Consider the following 20214-nt stretch of genomic DNA (forward strand, 5'->3'; position numbering starts at 1 on the left):
ACGTGCTTAGGGCTATGCCTAAGCCTCCATGGTTATGCCCAGGTGTCCGGTCGAAACAGGGGCCAGTTCAGCAGAAGCCTTCACTGACGCGCACGCGTCCCGACCTAAGCGGACCAACCAGTTAGCATGTGCACATCTTAGGTGCAGAAACGGTGCAGACCGTGTGAGATCTTGGCTGGTTATTCTGACGGGTAGACAGGCCGCCGCCGTGGTATTCTGGGCCATGGCACATCTGTTTGGACATGAACGCTCGCAGCTTCTGCTCCTGCCCGAGGTGGTCGACGGCTATGTGGGTTCGGACAACCCGGTCCGCTTCATCGAGGCCTTCGTGAATGAGCTGGACCTTGCGACGGCCGGCTTCGCCCGTGTCGTGCCGAAGGCAACGGGTCGGCCGGGCTACAATCCAGCTGACCTGCTGAAGCTCTACATTTACGGCTACCTCAACCGCGTGCGCTCGAGCCGGCGCCTGGAGGTCGAGACCCACCGCAACATCGAGGTGATCTGGCTGCTTCGAGGCCTGAAGCCGGACTTCAAGACCATTGCCGATTTCCGGCGTGACAACCGCGCCGCCTTCCGGCCCGTGTTCCGGTCCTCTGTGCTGCTCTGCCGGCAGCTCGACCTGTTCGGCCGCGAGCTGCTGGCCGTGGATGTCACCCGCATCAAGGCCGTCAACAACAAGGACCGCAACTTCACGCGCGCCTCTCTGACCGCCTTCGCTCAACAAGCCGACGAGGAGCTGGCCGGGTATCTGAAGCGACTGGACGAGGGCGACGCTGATGAGGACGGAGGGGCCAGTGGCGGCCCCGGCCGCGAGGACCCTCGGCTGGCCGAGAAGATCGCGGCCGTTCGGAGCAAGCGGAAGCGCTACAAGGCACTCTTGGAGGAGTTGGACCGCACCGGCGAGGACCAGATCTCGATCGCGGACCCGGATAGCCGGGCCATGGCGCGCATGACCAAGGTGGGCGTGGGCTATATTGTCCAAGTCGCCGTCGACGCCAAGCACAAGCTCATCGCCGAGCAAGGCAGGTCCACAACCAAGTCCTCGACCTGGGGCTGCTGGCGCCCACGGCCAAAGCCGCCATGGAGGCGCTTGGGGTCGAGCGGATCGAGGCCGTCGCTGACCGGGGTTACTTCAAGATCGAGGACATCGAGGCCTGCGAGGCGGCCGGGGTTACCCCCTACGTGCCCAAGCCGGTGCGCGGCCCGGCCGTGCGGGAGGGGTTCTTTCCCAAAGAGGCGTTCCGCTTCGACCCGGCCCCGGCCACCTTCACCTGTCCCGGCGGGCAGACGCTCCGACCATGCCGGCGTGGAAGGTCACGGGACAACGTCAAGATCGACTACAGCAACCGCCAAGCCTGCATGGCCTGTTCCCTAAGGTCTCGCTGCACCAAGACTTACCGGCACGTCTCGCGTCTGGAGAATGAGGCCGTGCTCGACCGTATGGCCGCGCGGCTCGCCGCGCGTCCTGAGGTACTCGATCAGCGCAGCACCTCTGTCGAGCACCCGTTCGGCACGATCAAGCAATGGATGCACCAGGGCGCCTTCTTGATGCGCCGGCTGGAATGCGTCCGCGGCGAGTTCAGCCGGACGGCGCTCGTCTACAATATGCGTCGCGCCATCAGCCTGGTCGACGTGCCTGGCCTGATCGCCGCGGCAAAGGGTTAACAGCACGCCTGTGCTGGCTGACTGGTGACCACCCGGGGTGGTTCCTGATCGCTCAGTTCGCTCTTCAGTTCGCTTTACGACCCCACAGGAGTCGAAAGCGGGTCACCGTCCGTCACCGAGGGTCCAAAGCTCCCTGTCGCTCGGCGCCGGATGCGTTTCCACACGGTCTGGGTGGTTTCTGGCTTGGCCAAAACCATGCGTCAGATCCCTCTCATGCTAGGCGTTGCTTATAAGCTAGCGCGTCGGCGAGGCGAATATGCACAGGCTATCCAGTCTCGTGGGACCCAGCGCTCGGCTGAGCACCTTCCCTGTCATCACAGCATAAGCACTGACATCCATCAGACAGTCGGGTCAGCGCCCAGATGTAAGGCCGGGCGCCGGAGCCGATGTCACGGTTCGCCGTCGGCTCGATCTTCCGTGCAGACCAGGGTCGGACCTTGCTGGTCGCATCAGAGATTATTGCCCGGCTCGTAGAAGCTCTCTCGGCCGACATAGTTATAGTTGTTGTTCAGCCCTTCATTGTCGGGCGGCGGAAGGGTGGGGTCGAAAGGCGCGACGTGATCCGCCGCGAGTGTTCGAGCCGTGAGCGCGAGGTGTTTGCGTGACCAATTTCAAGCACTGCGCGCAGTGATTGCGCCATCATCCTGATCGAATTTTGCTATGCTGCGACCGACATGTCGGCGTCCACAGGAAAGACCTCGTCCAAGGCGAGGACCACGATCATTCGGCCGTCCACCGCAAGTATGCTCTGAACGAACTGGCAAGTGAGTCCAGCTCCGACCTTGGGCAGTGGCCGGAAGCTAGTCTCCTTCACGGTTTGGATGCCAGACACCTCGTCCACAAGGAGCCCCAGCATCTGCGAGCCTACATTCACGATCATGATGACGTGCCGTGCAGTAGGACAAGCCTTGGCCAACCTGAGACGCTCGGCGAGGTCGAGAATGGGAAGCACGCTGCCCCGCAGGTTGATAACGCCTCGGATGTAGTGGGGCGCGTGCGGAAGCGCCGTCTCGAGCACCCAGCCACGGATTTCGTGGACGAAGGCTATGTCGACGGCAAACTCCTGCTGGCCGATGCGGAAGGCGACGAGTTCGTGCACATCCCGAGGCGCGTGGTCAAGCGTGAGATTCATAGGCGAGTTACTCCACGACCGAAGTCGGACTGCCCGCAGTGCCGACGGATACAGATCCCGCGTGAGGCGCCCCCTCAGAGGGTAAGCGCCCGCTTCGGTTTGGCTCAGAACTCCTCCCAGCCGTCATCCTGTGCCGGGCGGGGCGCGCCGCCTGCCACGCGCAGCATCCGTTTCGGTTCAGCGGCCCGCTCGCGCCGGGCGGCTGCCCTGAACTCCGGCCGGCCCTGGCCGCCCGCTCCCGCCTCCGTTGAGGCGATGGTAGCCGGCCCCCCGCCTGTGCGGAAGCGGTCCACCTGCTGGGCAACGCCTTCGGTCTGCGATGCGAGCACCCGAACCGCTGCGGTGGTTTCCTCCACCATGGCGGCGTTCTGCTGGGTGATCTGGTCCATCTGCGCGATGGCCACATTGACTTGCGCCAATCCCGCCGACTGTTCGGAGGCGCCCGCCGCGATGGCCGAGATCAGTTCGTTGATCTCGTTCACGGATTGCACGATTCGGCGCAGCGCCTGGCCGGTCTCGGCCACGAGGTTCACACCCTGGTCCACTTGCGTCGTCGAGGACGAGATGAGCCCCTTGATCTGCTTGGCGGCCTCGGCCGACCGCTGGGCGAGAGCGCGTACCTCGGTGGCGACCACGGCGAAGCCACGGCCCGCCTCGCCGGCCCGCGCGGCCTCGACTCCCGCGTTGAGCGCAAGGAGGTTCGTCTGGAAGGCGATCTCGTCGATGACGCCGATGATCTGGCTGATCTGGCGCGAGGAGCCCTCGATGGCGCTCATGGCGGCGACGGCGCGCTCGACGACTTCGCCGCTGCGTTCGGCGTCGGACTTGGTGGCGGAGACGACCTGCCGGGCATGGGCCGAACTTTCGGCGGCGGCCTTGACGGTGGACGTGATCTCCTCGACGGCGGCGGCCGTTTCCTCCAGGTTGGCGGCCTGCGTCTCGGTGCGGCGCGACAGGTCCTCGGCGGCCGTGGCGATCTCCGTGGTGCTGGCCCGGATCTCGCCCACGCCGTCGCGCATGCCGGCCAGCAGCACGCGCATCTGTTCGAGACCCGCGTTGAGGTCTCGCTTGATGGTCGCGTAGGCGTCGGACACGTCAGCCTCGACACGGGTAGTCAGGTCGCCGGCCACGAAGCGGCTGAGGGTCGCGCTGAAAGCCGCGGCGGCGGAGGCCTGGTCGCGGGCGGTCGCCTCGGCCTCGGCGATAGCTCTCCGGGACTGCTCGGCCACCTCGGCTTCGAGGATCTGGGCGCGTTTGGCTGCATCGCGAAGGGTGGCGAGGGCGGTCGCGAGGCGCCCGATCTCGTCGGAGCGCTCCGCCCCTGGCACCACCACGTCGAGATCGCCTTTCGTCAGGGCTTGCGTGGACTCGGTCAAGGTGCCGACAGGTTTTGCAATCGCGCGAACGAGCATCCATCCCAGAAGGGCTGCCAGACCCATGGCTCCCAAGAAGCCGAGAACCATGACCTGCATGAAGCGGCGGCTGATCGCGCTGTCGTCAGCGCGTAGCGCCTCGATGACGGCGTTCTGCTCGTCCTGAATGCCGTCCAGCACGCCCTCGACGGGGGCGATGAGTTCGTCAGCCCGACCACTGACCATCAGCGAGCGGGCTTCGGGATAGGTTGCGTCGCTGGCCGCCATGCGCAGGATCGGCTGCACGATTTCCTTGTGCCAGATGGTGACGCCTTCTCGAGCCGTCCCGATCCGGTCCCGAACGTCCGGGCCTGACAGCATACCCTCGAGCTTGTCCAAGGCTTTGTTGAACTTCTCGAGGTGTGCGCCCACTCGATCCGAGAAGTAAGGGTCGCGGGTGATCATGAACCCACGCATCGAGTTTTCCTGCCGGGCAAGAGCAAAGCGCGCCAGCATAGCCTGCTCCAGGGTCGCATGGCGCGTCTCGAGATCTTGGCTCACGGCTTGGTTACCTTGCATGAGGCTTAGGTTCCATGCGCCAATTGCAGCGACCACGACGAGCAGGGCGGAGAAGGCTGCTACGACTCGGCTGCCAATGGAGCTGTGAATAAGGTGCATGGAACCTCCTGCGGAAACAGCGGATAATTCGGCGTCAATTCAGCGTGAACAGGACCGCTCGGATCACTCGGCAGAAGGCCTACCAAGGATGTGTGAAGAATCTCTTTATGCCAAGCTGATCGAAGAACTCGGCCATGGAAGTTTGCAGACGACGCGATGGGCTGTGAACTTGGTCGTGATTGACCAGTCTTCGCCTTTTCCCTTTAAGATTTCCGTAATGTCTAGGTGGTTAGAGTCCACGGAGGTGGTGGACTTTCCGGTGTAGACGGGAGTGGCCATCGGGGCGTGCGGCTCAGGTGGAGTTGTCCGACAACACCTCAAGCTACGAGAACCTAATGACCGAAGACACGGTGACGCTTTTGGAGGCGCTGCAAAGGGCTGGTGAAGACAACTTCCTCCACAGCCTGACTGAGACCGTGCGCCAGATCCTGATGGAGGCCAACGTGGAGGAGCTGATCGGGGCCGGCAGATACAAGCGCAGCGGCGAGCGCTCCTACTGGCGCAGCGGCTACCATGACCGCTCGCTCGACTCCCGCCTGGGCCATCTCAACCTGCGCGACCCACGCGGGCGTCGAAAGCGGCGACGCCGCCATCGGGCCAGATTCCGTGATGGCATCCTCATGTGTTCGGCTTTGCAGCACGTGGCTGATTGCAGACCGCAGCCGCACCAGCCGGGTCGGTGTTTGCCATCCTTTGCATCACGGCGCCATCTCTTGCACACCCCGGCAGAAGGCCGGTCACTCTCCTTCAGCAGTAATTCGACCGGAAATGAGGCAAGCCTCAGGAACCATCGATTCCAACACCGGACAGGCCATGTTCGTGAACGGTAACGAAATCTAAACCTTTTGGCGATTAGGGTGTCGGCGCTCCGCAGAGCGTAAGCTGTCATGCCTTGGCCGATCAGCAGAGCCCGAAGTTCAGGTTTACGAGGCTCACCTCGCCATAGACGCTGGACATGTAGCGGAAGACGGAGCCCTGGCCCTTCTTCAGGGCGCGCATGACTTCGGAGCCCTTGATGGTAGCATAGGCAGTCCGCAGGGACTGAAGGCCCAGAGTGGGACGGATGAGGCGTTTCAGCTTGCCGTGATCGGCCTCAACGATGTTGTTGAGGTACTGATCTGCCAGAGCTGGGTGTCCTTGGGCAGGCGGCGCTCCTTCTTCAGGGCAGCAATGGCGGGGCCGTAGCATCCAGCCTTGTCGGTGTTGATCACTCTGAGGCGCTCCGAGGTTCTCCGCCCACGCAGCGCTTTGCTGAGGAAGCGCTTGGCCGCCTTGGCATTCCTGGTGGGGGACAATTGGAAGTCGATGGTGTCGCCTTGCTTGTTCACGGCGCGGTACAGGTACGCCCAGAGACCGCGCACCTTCACGTAAGTCTCGCCTACCCGCCAGCTGGTCGAGCGCAGCCGGCGCCAGTACCACCTCAGCCGCTTCTCGATCTCGGGCGCGTAGCGCTGGGTTCATCTGTAGATCGTGGTGTTGTCGACCGCGACGCCGCGTTCTTCGAGCATCTCTTCCAGTTCGCGGTAGCTCACCTCGTACTTGCAGTAACATCGCGCGGCCCACGGGATGACCTGACCCTTGAAGTGCCACCCCTTGAAGTCGTTCATCGGCCCGCCGCCATCGCGCCACTCTGAGCTCTATCAACCCAGGCTGCCTAAATTTGCAACGGAGCCGATCGGCACGCTGGCCGTCTCGGGCGTAGGCCTCGGGGTGGCCGTTGGGGGCTTTGCGCTGATGCTGCGGCGGCTCAAGGCGATCGGGGATCACGTCGAGAACCTGGGCGACCGCATCGATCTGGTCACGAAGCTCCGGAGGGAGGACGAGCTCAAGGGGGTCTTTGCCGATATCGGCAGCGACCTTGAGACGGTGGATAGCTTGGCGAGCCGTCGTGACCCGCAGCGGGTCGCAGAGAATGCGCAGGTCTCGCTCGCGTGCCACGCGGGCCGTCTAGAGGCGCAGTTCGCGAGCGAGGCGGACCTCACGAACCGGATCGCGCTCTCCGAGGCCGACCTCGAACTCCTCTTGTCGCTCGCTGCCGCTATCCGCTTCTGCCACGAAGCCGGATCACGCGCGCTCTTCGTTATCGACGAGGTAGCCGCGGCCGAGCGCCTTGCCGAGCGACAGGCCCGGCGCTTCCTCGAACTAAGCCTGCCTCTCTCTCCCGATGCCTTGGCGCGCCTCGCCGCGCGGACTGCCACGGATCCCGACGAGGCAGCCCGCTTGCGACGGGCGGCACTGCCTAAGACTCAAACGCTGGTGACGGGTCTGCGGGAAACCGTGGCCTCTGTTGCTTCACTGGCCGATCTCGGGTCGACCCTGATTCGGCGCGGCATCGTGGGCCCCGCTTACTTGGCTGCGGTCGAGGCCGAGAAGACGGAAGTACTCCTGTTCCTGCCGGAGGGGGAGCCGAACATCGAAAGCTCTCCTGAAACGGTCGTTACTCTCCCGACGTAGCTGGCCCGGTGGTTCCAAGCGTTGGCCAAGACAGGGCTAAGGGCCAAAACTGCGAAATCTTTGGGAGGTTTTGTCCATGGCTCTGGACTACGCGTTCATCCTTCGACGACCACAGTCCCGATCCGTAGCTAGATGCCAATGGAGGGATTGGGGCAGGGCGCATGCTTGCGGACGAAATCAGCAGCTCACCCTGACGCCGACCGATCTTCGACAAGCTCCTCGATCAATCTCACGACTGCCCCATCTCGTCGGACGAGATCGAGAACCGCTCCACGGGTGCGACCGGCGCATCCTGTGGCACTGCAACTCCGGGGGGAACTGGACATGGCGCGTGTGGTGGTGATCGGCGGCAGCGGCCATGTGGGCACCTATCTGGTGCCATCCTTGGTGGGGCGTGGGCATGACGTGGTGAACGTCAGCCGCGGTGCGCCCGCGCCTTACCGGCCGCACGCCGCCTGGGCGCGGGTCGAACAGGTTGAGGCGGACCGGACCGCCGAGGAGGCCGACGGGCAGTTCGGCTCCCGCATCGCGGACCTGCGGCCCCACATCGTGATCGACATGATCTCGGTCGACCTGTCCAGCACGCAGGGGCTGGTCGAGACGCTGCGTGGCCGTGTGGAGCACTTCCTTCACTGCGGCACGATCTGGGTCTACGGCCACAACGCTGCCGTGCCCGCCACTGAAGACGACCCCCTCAGACGGTGTGGTTACGTTGAGCGACTACCTGATGCGCGCGCCGACCAGTGATCCAGCTGATCGTTCCTTGAAGGTCGGCTAAGATCAGCGTGTCGGCCCAGCGGTGGCTAGCCGACTTGGAATCATGCCGTTCTTGGAACGACCGAAGTCGTGTACTCTGTTACCAGCGCCCGTGGGGATGCGCTCCACCGGGGCTGGGTGGAGGACAGATCATGAGGATGAGTGACGTTACGTCTGGGTGGCTCGCCAGTGTTGCGAGCGCCTTTGTGCTGATCATGGCCGCTGGATCCGCAGGCGCTGTGACCATTGGAGATCCTGCCGGAGACTTCCTTGCGACCTATGCGGGCCCGCAGGACGGCGATCTCGACGTCACAGGTATCACTGTGGAACTGACAGGGCCGGACACGGTGCGTCTGATCGGCGAGCACGCGGCCGCTATCGGCACAACCGAAGGTTCGTCCTACGTCTGGGGGGTTGATCGGGGCCAAGGCCAGGAGTTCCTCACCTTTGTGGACCCACCGGTCGGGCAAGGCGTGACCTTCGATGCGGTGGTGGCGCTCTTTGCCGATGGCACGGGCTTCGTCCTGGACCTGCTGGCTGGCACGCCGCCCGCCAACCTCGATCCCGCGGCCATCGACATAGAAGCTGGCCAGATCAGCGTGACGCTCAGCGAAAGCTTGCTGCCCTCCACCGGCTTCGACTTTGACCATTATCGTTACAACTTGTGGCCGCGCTATGCGCCGAATGGCGTTGATCCGGAGGACAACACCCAGATCTCAGACTTCGCACCAGACGCCAGCACCATAGCTCCGGTGCCTATCCCCGCTACGCTGGGACTGCAGTTGCTCGGGCTCGGGCTGCTGGGGTCCATGGTGCGTGGCCGCCGTAGGCGGCCCAGTACTTAACCGCTGGCGTCCCTCCGAGATACAGTTCGCTTCCGCCGCTTAGGCCACAATGAGCGCCGGACCCAGGTCAACAGCTTCCGACTTGGTGGACGGCTATATGGGCAGCGACCAAACCAAAGCCGCCCCCCTCGGTCAGTGGGTCTACGTCTCCAGACACCTGGATTACGCCGTGTACGTGAGGCGGTTGTTCCTTTTCTGATTTCGCGAACTTACTTGGAAGGAGCTTGGGCCTCTGGAGCGATGCCAGCACCAACCTGATGGCGCCGAGGCTTGGCAGTCTGAGTCAGAAGGCCAGCGTGCCTGGTTCCGTTGTTGCCATCCCCGACGACGTAGGTGTCCGTCCCTATCTTGAATGGATCAAGACATCGGAGATCAGCCCCAATGGGTGGGCCTGACGGTTACTGGCGCCACTCACGGCGGACCCGGGTTCGGGAACTGTGTCGGGGCTTCTCTTAAAGGTTGCAGCACGCGGGAAGGTGCCTCAATGATCCGGAACGGATCCACGGACCGCGTGAGTCCGAGGTCAAGGCTGGATCAGGCTATGACAGAGCGTTTGCGGCCCGCGCATTTGGAGGACGTGGGTCATGACCTGGAGCCCTCCACAAAGGCTATGCTGGACGCCCTCCCTTTGCTGGGCTTCATCGCCGATGCGGATGGCGCGACCCTCTACGCGAACAAACATTGTCAGGCGTACACGGGCCGGTCAGCCGACACGCTGCTGGGGTTCCACTGGTCGTCTTTGATCCATCCGGAGGATCGTGAGCGCACAGCCGCGGCATGGCATGCAGCCCAAGCGTTTGGCGAGCCCGTCGAGATGGAGTACCGCCTCCGTCGTGCAGATGGCGCAGACCGCTGGTTTCAGGGGCCAGCAGCACCGCAGCGCGACGAGCGCGGCACCATCCGATACTGGTTGGGCATCCTGTCCGACATCCACGACCTCAAGACCGCCGAGAAGGCGGCTCGCACTGCGGACGCGAAGGTCCGGGATGCCGAGGAGTGGCGCCGCCTTGCACAAGAGGCCTCGGGCGTCGGTACCTTTGACTGGAACCCCATCACGCAAGAGCTCCGCTGGTCGGCCGAGTGCAGGGCTGTGTTTGGTGTCCCGTCCGAGGTCGAGATCACTGACGACCTTTTCCTGTCGTGCCTGCACCCTGAAGACCGGCTCCGGGTCATCGAGCGCATCGAGCGGGCGCTCGATCCGGCCGGCACCGGCGAGTACCGGAGCCAGCATCGCGCACTCTGGCCCAACGGAACGGTGCGCTGGGTGGAGGCACGCGGGCGCGTGACCTTTGCCGAGGTGGCGGGACTGCAGCGCGCCGTTCGGTTCATGGGCACCGTACTCGATATCACCGAAATGAAGGCCGCGGACGACGCGGTGGTACGGCAACAGCAGGAACTCCAGGCTCTGGCCGACGCCATGCCCGTCCTGATCGCCTACATCGACGCCGAGCGCCGCTACCAGTTCGCCAACAAGATCTACGAGACGTGGTTCCCGCGGCGGCGCGAGGACATCCTGGGCCGCCCTGTGCGCGAGATTGTGGGTGAGGCCGCCTTTGCCAGCGTGGCCCACCACATGGACGCGGCGCTGCAGGGTGAGCGGGTCACCTTTGAGCAGGTGATGCCTTACACCACCACGGCGCCGCGCCATGTCGAGGTGGAGTACATCCCGCGCAAGTCACCCGACGGGCGCATCGAGGGCTTCTATACGCTGGTGCAGGACGTCACAGCCGAGAAAGCTGCCGAAGCGGCGCTTCGGGAAGCCGAGGCCGTCCAGCGCACTCAGGCAGAGGAACTCCTGGCGGTGCTCAATGCGGTACCTGCCGGGATCTGGATCACTCACGACCCCGAGGCGCTCGAGATCATCGGCAACGCCCGTTCGCATGAGTTCCTTCGCGTGCCACAGGACGCGAACTCGTCCAAGAGTGCGCCCGGAACTCCGACCAGTCACTTCCGGTTCTTGGATGCGGATGGGCGCGAGCTGCTCCCACGCGATCTGCCGGTTCAGACGGCGGCCCGGGGGCAGCCCGTTACCGATCGTGAGTACCGCGTGGCCTTTGACGACGGCAGCCACATCGATCTGTTTGGCAACGCTACCCCGCTCTTGGACGACCAGGGTCAGCCAGCGGGGGCCGTCGCGGCGTTCATGGACATCACGGCCCGTAAGGCCGCCGAGGCGGCGCTCCGCGAGGAGTCGCACATCCTTGAGACGCTGAACCGGGCCGGCATGGCCATGGCAGGCGAGCTCGATTTGGAGCGTCTGGTCCAGAGCTTCACGGACGCTGGGGTGGAACTGACGGGAGCTCGGTTCGGGGCCTTCTTCCACAACATCTTGGACCAGGGCAACGAGCAGTTCCTGCTTTACACGCTCTCCGGAGCGCAGCATGCGGACTTTGAAGGCCTGGGCGGGGTCCGGATCACGGGACTCTTTGGACCGACGTTCCGCAACGAAGGTGTGGTGCGTTCGGATGATGTCCTCGTGGACCCGCGCTACGGCCAGATGGCGCCACACCACGGCATGCCGCCCGGCCATTTGCCGGTCCGCAGCTATCTGGGTGTGCCAGTTGTGTCCCGTTCGGGCGAGGTGCTGGGGGGGTTGCTCTTCGGCCATCCCGAACCACAGCGCTTTACCGAGCGGCACGAGCGGCTCATGGTCGGTCTTGCGGCGCAGGCGGCGATCGCCATCGACAACGCCCGGCTGTTCCAGGCGGTCCAGCAGGCAAATGAGACGCTGGAAACGCGCGTGGCCGAGCGCACGGCCGAGCTGGTGCAGACCCAGGAGGCGCTCCAGCAATCCCAAAAGATGGAGGCCATCGGCCAGCTCACGGGCGGCATCGCGCACGACTTCAACAACCTGCTCACCCCCATCGTGGGCGGGCTCGATGTCCTCCGTCGGCGCGTCGCCGACGAGCGCTCGCAACGCCTGATCGAGGGAGCGCTCCAGTCGGCCGAACGGGCCACGACACTGGTACAGCGCCTCCTGGCCTTTGCCCGACGGCAGACGCTCCAGCCCCGGGCCGTCAGTCTGGCCGACCTCATCGGGGGCATGCGCGAGCTGATCGGCCGCAGCCTGGGCCCGACCATCGAGGTCAGCGTGGACGTGCCTGTGGGCTTCGCCCCCGTGCTGGTGGACCCCAACCAGCTTGAGCTCGCCTTGCTCAACCTCAGCGTCAACGCACGGGACGCCATGCCAGACGGCGGACAGCTCAGAATCTGGGCTGAAGCTCATGAAGCTGCGTCCTGCTCTGTCCCCGGGCTGACGCCCGGGCATTATGTACGCCTGTCCGTCTCAGACACCGGGACGGGGATGGACGCGGCCACGCTGGCCCGCGCGGTCGAGCCCTTCTTCAGCACCAAGGGCCTCGGCAAGGGCACGGGCCTGGGGCTCTCGATGGTGCACGGGATGGCGGCCCAGTCGGGCGGGCTGTTCAATCTCTCGAGCCAAGTGGGGCAGGGCACCACCGCCGAGCTGTGGCTTCCGACGGCCGATGCGCCGGCCCAGTCGCAGGCCACACAAGAGGCTGCTCTACCTAAGTCGCAGCGAGCTGTGATCCTTCTGGTCGATGATGAGGACCTCGTGCGGCAGTCAACAGCGGAGGGCTTGCGTGATCTCGGATACGAGGTGGTGGCTGTCGACAACGCCGCGGCGGCGCTTGAGACCATTCAGGGCGGGTTGCAACCCGATGCCGTGGTAACAGATCACATGATGCCGGGCCTGTCGGGGGCTCAGCTTGCTGCCCAGCTGCAGGAGCGCATGCCAGAGCTCCCGGTGCTGATGATCACCGGCTACGCCAGCCTGACCCCCGAGCAGATGCAAGGGCTGACCGTGTTGTCGAAGCCGTTCCGATTGGCCGACCTCGTAACACTTCTTGGACGGCTGTGTGCGCAAGGAGATCTCCTTGCGGACACCCTGAGCCGCGGTCCTGCTCAGTCGTACAAAACATGAGCTTGTGGGCCTTGCGCGCTCCTCGCGCGATGCGATCCGTCTGTGAGAATGATGATGATGTCAGGTGGGGAACCACGGTCATGTCCAGCCCTTTAGGATGGGCCGAGGCACGGCAGCGGTTTGAGTCCTTCAGATTCTCTCTCCGCGCAACATCGGTCGTAACGCCCGAACCCGCGCCGTTGCGAACCTTATGAACGCCTCGATGCGAGGCAGCTTGGCCGTCTCGGGGGTCGTGAGAAGCCAGACCGCAGTCATCATCTGGGGCGGTGGCGCAAAGCATCGAAGGAGCGTGGGCTCGCTGTCGCCATGAAAGCAGGGCAAGCAGCCGACTCCCATCCCCGCTTTCAGGATACTGGCCACATTCGTGACCGTGTTGGACGAGCCTCCAATGCGCGCAGGATCGGCATGGGACATGAACCACCGGTCCCCGGGCCTTTGCCCAATCGCCCCGGTGAATGCGACAACCGCGTGGTCCCGGACATCCTCGATCCCGCACGGCATTCCGTGAGCGGCCGCGTAATCCCGACTGCAATAGGCCGACCAGGCAACTTCGGAAAGCTTCAGTCCGTGGAGCCGTTCGTCCACAGGGGCAATGGTGGCCCGGAAGGCCAAGTCCGCCTCCCCAGCCGCCAGATCCAGAAAGCCTTCGGAGGAGTCCCAGTCGATTAGAACCTCGGGATGGTTGCGTCGGAACTCAGCCACAATGGGCGCCACGATGTGAGTAAAGAGCGCTTCCGGCGCAGTAACCCGGATCGTGCCCCTGAGACTCCGCGCCAGAGCCTCAGCCCGCTTGTGAACCCCCTCGGCCGCCTCGGCCATGGCACCCGCAGCCTCGCGCAACGCCCGCCCTTGATCCGTCAAGGCGAACCCCCGGGTTGTTCGATCGAAAAGCCTGAGCTTTAGGTCCTGCTCCAACACCTCCATTCGCCGCGCGACCGTGGTCTGGTTCAGCCCGAGCTCCGTCCCTGCTGCGCGGGTGGAGCCGAGCCGCGCAACCGCGAGAAACAGACGTATGTCGTCCCAAGCGAACATGGGTTCTGCATAAACGCAGAAGGCTTCGGCGCCAGTGGGGATTCCCAGACCCTTTCCCCTGCGGCAAACCTGAAGCACCCGCCTCAACGTATTTCAGGGGCTGGGCGCATGCTTTGATCGGAGACCATCATGTTCTTGAACACCAAGTTCGACGCCCGCTTCGCCGTGCCCATCAAGACGCGGGAGATCCACAACCACCACATGGACTCGACCCGGTGGAACGGCTTCCAGTTCCGCGACGGCGACATCGTCGTCGCAACCTGGGCCAAGTCCGGCACGACCTGGACGCAGCAGATCGTGAGCCAGCTCATTTTCAACGGAGCCGAGGGGGTAAATGTCCCTGTCCTTTCTCCGTGGGTGGACATGCGGATCGTTCCGCAGGAGGCTATCGACGCGCTGGAGGAGCAGACGCATCGCCGCTTCCTCAAGACCCACCTGCCGGTGGATGCGCTCGTGTTCTCTCCCAAGGCCAAGTACATCTACGTGGCCCGCGATGGCCGCGACGCGGCCTGGAGTGCCTACAACCACTTTGTTAAGGCCAAGGACGACATCTACGACGCCCTCAACACCACCCCCGGTCTTGTGGGCCCGACGATCCACCGTCCGACGGGCACGGCCCACGACTACTATCGCGACTGGTTCGACGGCGACGGCGCGCCGCTCTGGTCGTTCTGGGAGAACATCCGCACCTGGTGGCAGATCCGGCACCTGCCCAACGTCAAGCTCGTCCACTTCAACGAGTTGAAGCGCGACCTCGTCGGATCGATCCGCGAGATCGCGGCCTTCCTCGACATCGAGATCGACGAGGCGACCTTCCCCGCAATCCTGGAGCACTGTTCCTTCGACTACATGAAGGCCCATGCCGAACTTTCCGCGCCCCTGGGTGGCGCGCCTTGGGAGGGCGGCGCCTCGACCTTCATCAACAAGGGCACCAACGGCCGGTGGCAGGGTATCCTGAGCGAGGCCGAGGTGACTGAGTACGAGGCTCGGGCTGTCAGGGAACTGGGATATCACTGCGCCCACTGGCTCAAAACCGGCGAGGGTCTCTGATGATGGTACAGGCCGGAGTGATGCAGCGACGCGTTAACCGCCACAGCCGTGTTCGCCTAAGCTTGTCCAAGGGCAGTTAGGACCCGTAGTCTTCGTCGTTCACCTGTTCCATCCAGGTGACATAGGACCCGCCTTCGCTCTCCTGAACCGCGATGTGACTCATAGCAGTGGTCGCGCTGGCGCCGTGCCAGTGCTTCTCGCCAGGGTCGAAGCGGACCACGTCGCCGGGCCGGACCTCCTCGCGCGGCCCGGCGTCGCGCTGCACCCAGCCCAAGCCTTGCGTGACGATCAGTGTCTGGCCGAGCGGGTGGGTGTGCCAAGCTGTCCGTGCCCCCGGCTCGAAGGTGATCAGGTTTCCGGCCATTCGGGAGGGCGCCTCGGCCGCGAACAGCGGGTCGAAGCGAACCCGGCCCGTAAACCACTCGGACGGCCCTTGGCCAGATGGAAGCGAGCCGGCGCGCTGGATCTTCATGGGGTGACTCCTTCGGGTGAAACAGGAACCGGCGCGGGGCCGGCCCTTTCTTGCGTCAGAGTTTTACCACGACCTTGATCGACTCATGCGCATTCACATCCTGTGAAGCGTGCAGCAACCGTGGTGCGTCTTTCCCCAAGACCTGCGCCAATCAAGCAGACCGTGTGAGAACTCGGTGGGTTGTTCTGACGGGTGAGCGGGCCGTCGTGGTAGTCTCGGCCATGGCACATCTGTCTGGACATGACCGAACGCAGCTTCTGCTCCTGCCCGAGGCGGTGGACGACTATGTGGGCCCGGAGAACCCGGTCCGCTTCATCGAGGCCTTCGTGGACGAGCTGGACCTCGCAGGGGCGGGCTTCGCCCGTGTCCGCCCAAAGGCGACAGGTCGGCCGGGCTACGACCCGGCAGATCTCCTGAAGCTCTACATCTATGACTACTTGAACCGGGTGCGCTCAAGCCGGCGCCTGGAGGTCGAGACGCACCGCAACATCGAGGTGATCTGGCTCCTGCGAGGGCTAAAGCCGGACTTCAAGACCATCGCGGACTTCCGGCGCGACAACCGCGCCGCCTTTCGGCCGGTGTTCAGGTCCTTCGTGGTGCTCTGCCGGCAGCTCGACCTGTTCGGCCGCGAGTTGCTGGCCGTGGACGGCACCCGCATCAAGGCCGTCAACAACAAGGATCGCAACTTCACGCGCGCTGCGCTCACCAAGTTCATTCAGCAAGCGGACGAGAAGTTGGCTGGGTATCTGAAGCGCCTGGACGAGGGCGACGCTGACGAGGACGGAGCGAGCGGCGCCAGCGGTGGCTCTGCTCATGGAGATCCTCGGCTGGCCGAGAAGATCGCAGCACTCCGGGGCAAGCGCGGGCGGCACAAGGCACTCCCGGACGAGCTGGAGCGCACCGGCGAGGACCAGATCTCGCTCACGGACCCCGACAGCCGGGCCATGGCACGGATGACGAAGGTGGGTGTGGGCTACAACGTCCAGGTCGCCGTCGACGCTAAACATAAGCTGATCGCCGAACAGGAGATCCACAGCCAAGTGGTCGACATGGGGCTATTAGCTGCCACGGCCACGGCCGCCATGGAGACGCTCGGAGTCGGGCAGATCGAGGCCGTCGCTGACCGGGGCTACTTTAAGATCGAGGACATCGAGGCCTGCGAGGCAGCTGGGATCACGGCCTATGTCCCCAAGCCGGTGCGGGGCTCGTCCGTGCGCGAGGGCTTCTTCCCCAAAGAGGCATTCCGCTACGACCCGGCCACTGACACATTCACCTGTCCCGGCGGCCAGACCCTCCGCCCGTGCCGGCGTGGGCAGTCACGCGACAACGTCAAGATCGACTACAGCAACCGCGAGGCCTGTCTGGCCTGCTCCTTGCGACCGCGCTGCACCAAAAGCTACCGGCACGTCTCGCGCCTGGAGAACGAGGCCGTGCTTGACCGCATGGCTGCGCGGCTCGCAGCCCGCCCCGAGGTCCTCGATCAGCGCCGCACCTGCGTCGAGCATCCCTTCGGCTCGATCAAGCAATGGATGAACCAGGGTGCCTTTCTGATGCGCAGGCTGGAGAACGTCCGCGGCGAGTTCAGCCTCACGGCGCTCGCCTACAACATTCGACGCGCCATCACCCTGGTCGGGGTGCCCGGCCTGATCGTCGCCATAACGGCGTGAGGGTGCGACCAAGATCGCCATGGCTGGTGACGACCCGGGGCGTTTCGTGATCTCTCAGTTCGTCCTACCGCCTCTAAACAGCCCAGAGCGGGTCAACACCCATCATTGAGGGCCCACAGCGCCCTGTCGCTCGGCGTCCGGGTGCGTTTTCACACGGTCTGCAAGATATACGCACCACAGCGCTGATGATCGTGGCTATGCTACGATGCCGAATGGAAAGCACAGACACAGACGTGGACGGCCAGCCTGAGGTGCATATCAGGAGGGTCGAGCAGCCGGACCTGCCAGACCTACTGCGCATGGTGACGGCGCTGACGGCGCATTATGGAGACCCCGCTCGCGTGAGTCTCGACACTCTCGCACGTGATGTTCTGGGGGATGCACCTTGGCTGCTGACCTTGGTGGCTGAGGTGGGCGGCTCCCTCGTGGGCTACGCCGCGTCCTGTCCGCCTGCGCAGATGCACTTCGGCCTCAGACGCCTGTACCTCCAACACCTCTACGTCGATCCGGAGGTCCGAGGCTCTGGCATCGGCCGTCGCCTCATCGAAGCGTCCACCAGTCTCGCGCGGGCCCTCGACTGCGACTTCATGGTGGTCGGCACCGAGCCGGACAACCCCGCCGCTCAAGCAGTCTATGTGGCCTGCGGGTTCGAGGCGCTGCCAAGCGACGGTTCACACTTCTGGAAGAAAGTGGCTCCGCCGCAAAATGCCGATGTGCAAAATTCTTAAAGATGCACAGAGACCCTGACCTGCGCTGATCAACAGCCTGAGTTGTGCGGAAGTCACGGGCACAGGACGGTACCGAAACCGTCGTGAGCGACTGACAGGTCTTTCCGGGCGGAGCAAAGCTGCGGCCAAGCATGCAATTCGGAGTGTTCGCAAGGGGATAGCCCAATAAGGTGATCAGACCCGGCCTAAGCTGCGGAATGGATCAGAGCCCATATCGGACGGAAGGATTGCGAGTGCACGACCACCACGGGACCGCCTTGGACGTTCTCGAAGCTGGCGCCTCACATCTCGGCTCAGAGCAGGACATCTTCCGAGCTGAACCGCGTCAGGTTATCAAGCCTGAGCTGGAAATCCGCCGTTCGATCGCCCGTGACGTCGGCCGAGACCACCACGTCACCATTGCGCTCGCTCCACCACACCGAGTGTGCTTGAGCCCTATGACCAGAGTAGTCGAACCCATCGTTCCTACTGCTCCCGCCCCGTGCGTCGATGCCGCGCAGATCAATCACGTCCTCGCCCCGGTCGAAGTCGAGGAGGATGTCGTGGCTCGAGGGGCGGCTGTCCCTGATGGAGTTGAAGTCGAACACGTCGCGTGAGCTGTCCTTCCCTGCGTGGAGCCGGTCCTTGCTCATTCCGCCATCGAGCCGGTCCGCCCCGCTGCCGCCGTCCAGCGTGTCGTCGCCGTTTCCTCCGCGCAGACTGTCGTGGCCGGATTGTCCCAGCAGGACGTCGCGTCCATCCCCGCCGGACAAGGCGTCGCTGCCCCCTTCGGCGCGCAGCCGGTCGTTGCCCGAGCCGCCGTTCAGGACGTTGGACCTACCGTTGCCCGTCAGCACGTCGTTGCCCCCGCCCCCGGCGAGGTAGCCGCTCCCATCTACACCCAGAGAGTCGTTGCCGCCGGTTCCCCGCCCGAAGATGCGCGCGGCGACTCCCTCGTCCTCGGCGTCCAGGTTGTCGTGCGTGTAGGCGACCACGAAGCCTCCTCCGGCCAGCGCCTTGAGCGAGGCCTCCTCCTGCACGTCATAGCCGTCAAAGTTCTCGCCCACCTGGAAGACGCCTGTGAGAGCCCGGCCTCCGGCCGAGAAGATGCGGCCGTACAGGTCCTCGCCTACGTCGCCGTTGATCGGGCGCTGCTCCCAGACCACCACGATCTCGCCGGTCGCGAGCTGCGCCACCTCGGCGTCGTACTGCACCTCCTCCGTGGCGTAGACGGTGACGGGCTTGGCCGTCGCCCGGCCCGCGGCGTCGAAGGTCTGCAGCAGCAGCGGATCCTTCTCGGTGCCGTGCCGGAAGCCATAGTCGAATCGGGCCACTGCGAACCCCCCGCCTTGGAGCCCCGTTACGTCGAAATGGGCGCCTTGGCCGAAGGAGGAGATCGCGCCCACGTTGATCGTGATGTGGAAGTCGGAACGGATGGCCTTGCCCTCGGGCGAGAACAGCGAGCCGCGGATCTCGAAGTCGCGCGAGCCATTCGGGCCGTCCAGCGTCTCCTCGCTGTTCCAGATGGCGAGGACGTTGCCGTTCGTCAGCGACACCGCCTCCACCCCGTACTGGTCGAGGAAGTCGACCTTGGTGTTGACGCGCACGTCCTTGCCTTGGGTTCGGCCGCTCGAGTCAAAGCGGCGCACGTAGACGTCGTCGAAGTTCGAGTCCGACTGGTCGGCGATGTAGAGGGCCAGGAAGCCGCCATCGCCTGTGCCTGCCACCCGCGTGGTGACTGCCTGGAATAGCTGGCTGGTGTCCACCCGCGCCGCAGAGCCCCGCGGCGTGTCGTCGACGTTGAAGGCCTGCACCCAGGACTGCTCGCGGCCCAGGATGCCGTCGGACGAGTAGGACCAGCCGATCGCATAACGGCCGTTTGTTAAAGGCATGATGGAGGGCACCGTCGAGGCTCCTCCGTCCACCGCGTCGATGATGAACTCACCCCCCTCGCGGCGGCCCGATGCGTCGTAGCTCTGACCTGACAGCACATAGCTGGAGGGTCCGCCGTCGAACTCGTTGAAGTAGCTGGACCAGACCACGGTGAAGCCGCCATTGGGCCTGGCCAAGACGTCTGGCTCCCGCTGCCAGTTGTTCTGGTACGAGTTGACCAGGAACTGCTTGCCCATCGCTGACGCTCCACACGTGGCCGACCGCGGCCGTCGGCGGAGACCTAGCGGAAGGTTGTCGCGGCGCAACGCCTACGGCCGAGTATTCCGGTCAAGGCCATAACCCGTTCCCTAGAGGCTGCGCTCGGATGGATCCCTTGGGATGTTGCGGTACTCTAAGGATTGTGGCGCGCCCAAGTGCTGGTCGATCCTGAGGGCCTGTGCAGTGTCTTTGTTGATCGCCCACACGTCCTCTGACATAAGCCGGAGGAAGGCGACGGACGTCGAAGCCTTGGCCTGTCTCCCGAGAATGGATCCATTTGTAGTGTCAGCCTGTCTGACGAGGAGGATCC

Annotated in this window: 14 protein-coding genes and 3 pseudogenes; 10 read left to right on the forward strand and 7 right to left on the reverse strand. The window is 64.4% G+C overall.

Annotated elements, in window-relative coordinates; translation table 11 throughout:
* Positions 1-223: 223 nt before the first annotated feature.
* Together FHG71_RS24410 and FHG71_RS24415 are read left to right on the forward strand one after the other, a co-directional pair.
* Positions 224-544, forward strand: a pseudogene (locus tag FHG71_RS24410) (transposase); the annotation flags it as partial.
* 536 nt (positions 545-1080) lie between these two features.
* Positions 1081-1665, forward strand: coding sequence for a transposase (locus FHG71_RS24415; protein WP_246045544.1), 585 nt, complete (start codon positions 1081-1083; stop codon positions 1663-1665).
* 658 nt (positions 1666-2323) lie between these two features.
* On the opposite strand, the gene FHG71_RS20405 is transcribed toward FHG71_RS24415, so the two are convergent.
* Positions 2324-2797: a chemotaxis protein CheW gene (locus FHG71_RS20405; protein WP_139083540.1), complete on the reverse strand. Its 474-nt coding sequence runs from the start codon at positions 2795-2797 to the stop codon at positions 2324-2326.
* Positions 2798-2901: 104 nt separating this feature from the next.
* Positions 2902-4710, reverse strand: coding sequence for a methyl-accepting chemotaxis protein (locus FHG71_RS20410; protein ID WP_176559539.1), 1809 nt, complete (start codon positions 4708-4710; stop codon positions 2902-2904).
* A gap of 452 nt (positions 4711-5162) precedes the next feature.
* On the opposite strand from FHG71_RS20410, the pseudogene FHG71_RS24420 reads away from it, so the two are divergent.
* Positions 5163-5399: pseudogene (locus tag FHG71_RS24420) on the forward strand (transposase); the annotation flags it as partial.
* A gap of 328 nt (positions 5400-5727) precedes the next feature.
* Here FHG71_RS24420 and FHG71_RS20420 read toward each other — a convergent pair.
* Positions 5728-6434 (reverse strand): annotated as a pseudogene (locus FHG71_RS20420) (IS6 family transposase).
* Here FHG71_RS20420 and FHG71_RS20425 point away from each other — a divergent pair.
* The 4 genes from FHG71_RS20425 (at position 6421) to FHG71_RS20440 (ending at position 12825) form a co-directional block, all read left to right on the forward strand.
* Complete coding sequence (locus tag FHG71_RS20425; RefSeq protein WP_139083543.1) at positions 6421-7281, forward strand: hypothetical protein; 861 nt, start codon at positions 6421-6423, stop codon at positions 7279-7281. The pseudogene FHG71_RS20420 and the gene FHG71_RS20425 overlap by 14 nt on opposite strands.
* A gap of 324 nt (positions 7282-7605) precedes the next feature.
* Positions 7606-8028: an NAD-dependent epimerase/dehydratase family protein gene (locus FHG71_RS20430; protein WP_139083544.1), complete on the forward strand. Its 423-nt coding sequence runs from the start codon at positions 7606-7608 to the stop codon at positions 8026-8028.
* Between the two features lie 161 nt (positions 8029-8189).
* Complete coding sequence (locus tag FHG71_RS20435; RefSeq protein WP_139083545.1) at positions 8190-8882, forward strand: hypothetical protein; 693 nt, start codon at positions 8190-8192, stop codon at positions 8880-8882.
* A 610-nt stretch (positions 8883-9492) separates the two neighbouring features.
* On the forward strand, positions 9493-12825 hold the full coding sequence (locus FHG71_RS20440; RefSeq protein WP_176559540.1) for a PAS domain S-box protein: 3333 nt from the start codon (positions 9493-9495) through the stop codon (positions 12823-12825).
* Positions 12826-12954: 129 nt separating this feature from the next.
* Here the strand turns inward: FHG71_RS20440 and FHG71_RS20445 are convergent, their stop codons facing one another.
* Entirely contained in the window at positions 12955-13857 is a 903-nt protein-coding gene (locus tag FHG71_RS20445; RefSeq protein ID WP_139083547.1) for a LysR family transcriptional regulator, read from the reverse strand.
* 129 nt (positions 13858-13986) lie between these two features.
* On the opposite strand from FHG71_RS20445, the gene FHG71_RS20450 reads away from it, so the two are divergent.
* Positions 13987-14907 (forward strand): sulfotransferase domain-containing protein, encoded by a 921-nt coding sequence (locus FHG71_RS20450; protein ID WP_139083548.1) that lies wholly within the window; start codon positions 13987-13989, stop codon positions 14905-14907.
* 76 nt (positions 14908-14983) lie between these two features.
* On the opposite strand, the gene FHG71_RS20455 is transcribed toward FHG71_RS20450, so the two are convergent.
* Positions 14984-15379 (reverse strand): (R)-mandelonitrile lyase, encoded by a 396-nt coding sequence (locus FHG71_RS20455; protein WP_139083549.1) that lies wholly within the window; start codon positions 15377-15379, stop codon positions 14984-14986.
* A gap of 221 nt (positions 15380-15600) precedes the next feature.
* On the opposite strand from FHG71_RS20455, the gene FHG71_RS20460 reads away from it, so the two are divergent.
* A complete protein-coding gene (locus tag FHG71_RS20460) occupies positions 15601-17046 on the forward strand; it encodes an IS1182 family transposase (protein WP_139083550.1) in 1446 nt (481 codons plus the stop codon).
* A gap of 212 nt (positions 17047-17258) precedes the next feature.
* On the forward strand, positions 17259-17774 hold the full coding sequence (locus tag FHG71_RS20465; protein ID WP_218014183.1) for a GNAT family N-acetyltransferase: 516 nt from the start codon (positions 17259-17261) through the stop codon (positions 17772-17774).
* 293 nt (positions 17775-18067) lie between these two features.
* On the opposite strand, the gene FHG71_RS20470 is transcribed toward FHG71_RS20465, so the two are convergent.
* Positions 18068-19882, reverse strand: a complete 1815-nt coding sequence (locus tag FHG71_RS20470) for a calcium-binding protein (RefSeq protein ID WP_139083552.1) — start codon at positions 19880-19882, stop codon at positions 18068-18070.
* A gap of 111 nt (positions 19883-19993) precedes the next feature.
* Positions 19994-20214 (reverse strand): hypothetical protein (locus FHG71_RS24060; protein WP_218014184.1); only part of this gene is annotated, 221 nt, incomplete at its 5' end.

It is taken from the genome of Rubellimicrobium roseum (genome assembly GCF_006152145.1).
Lineage (GTDB): Bacteria > Pseudomonadota > Alphaproteobacteria > Rhodobacterales > Rhodobacteraceae > Rubellimicrobium > Rubellimicrobium roseum.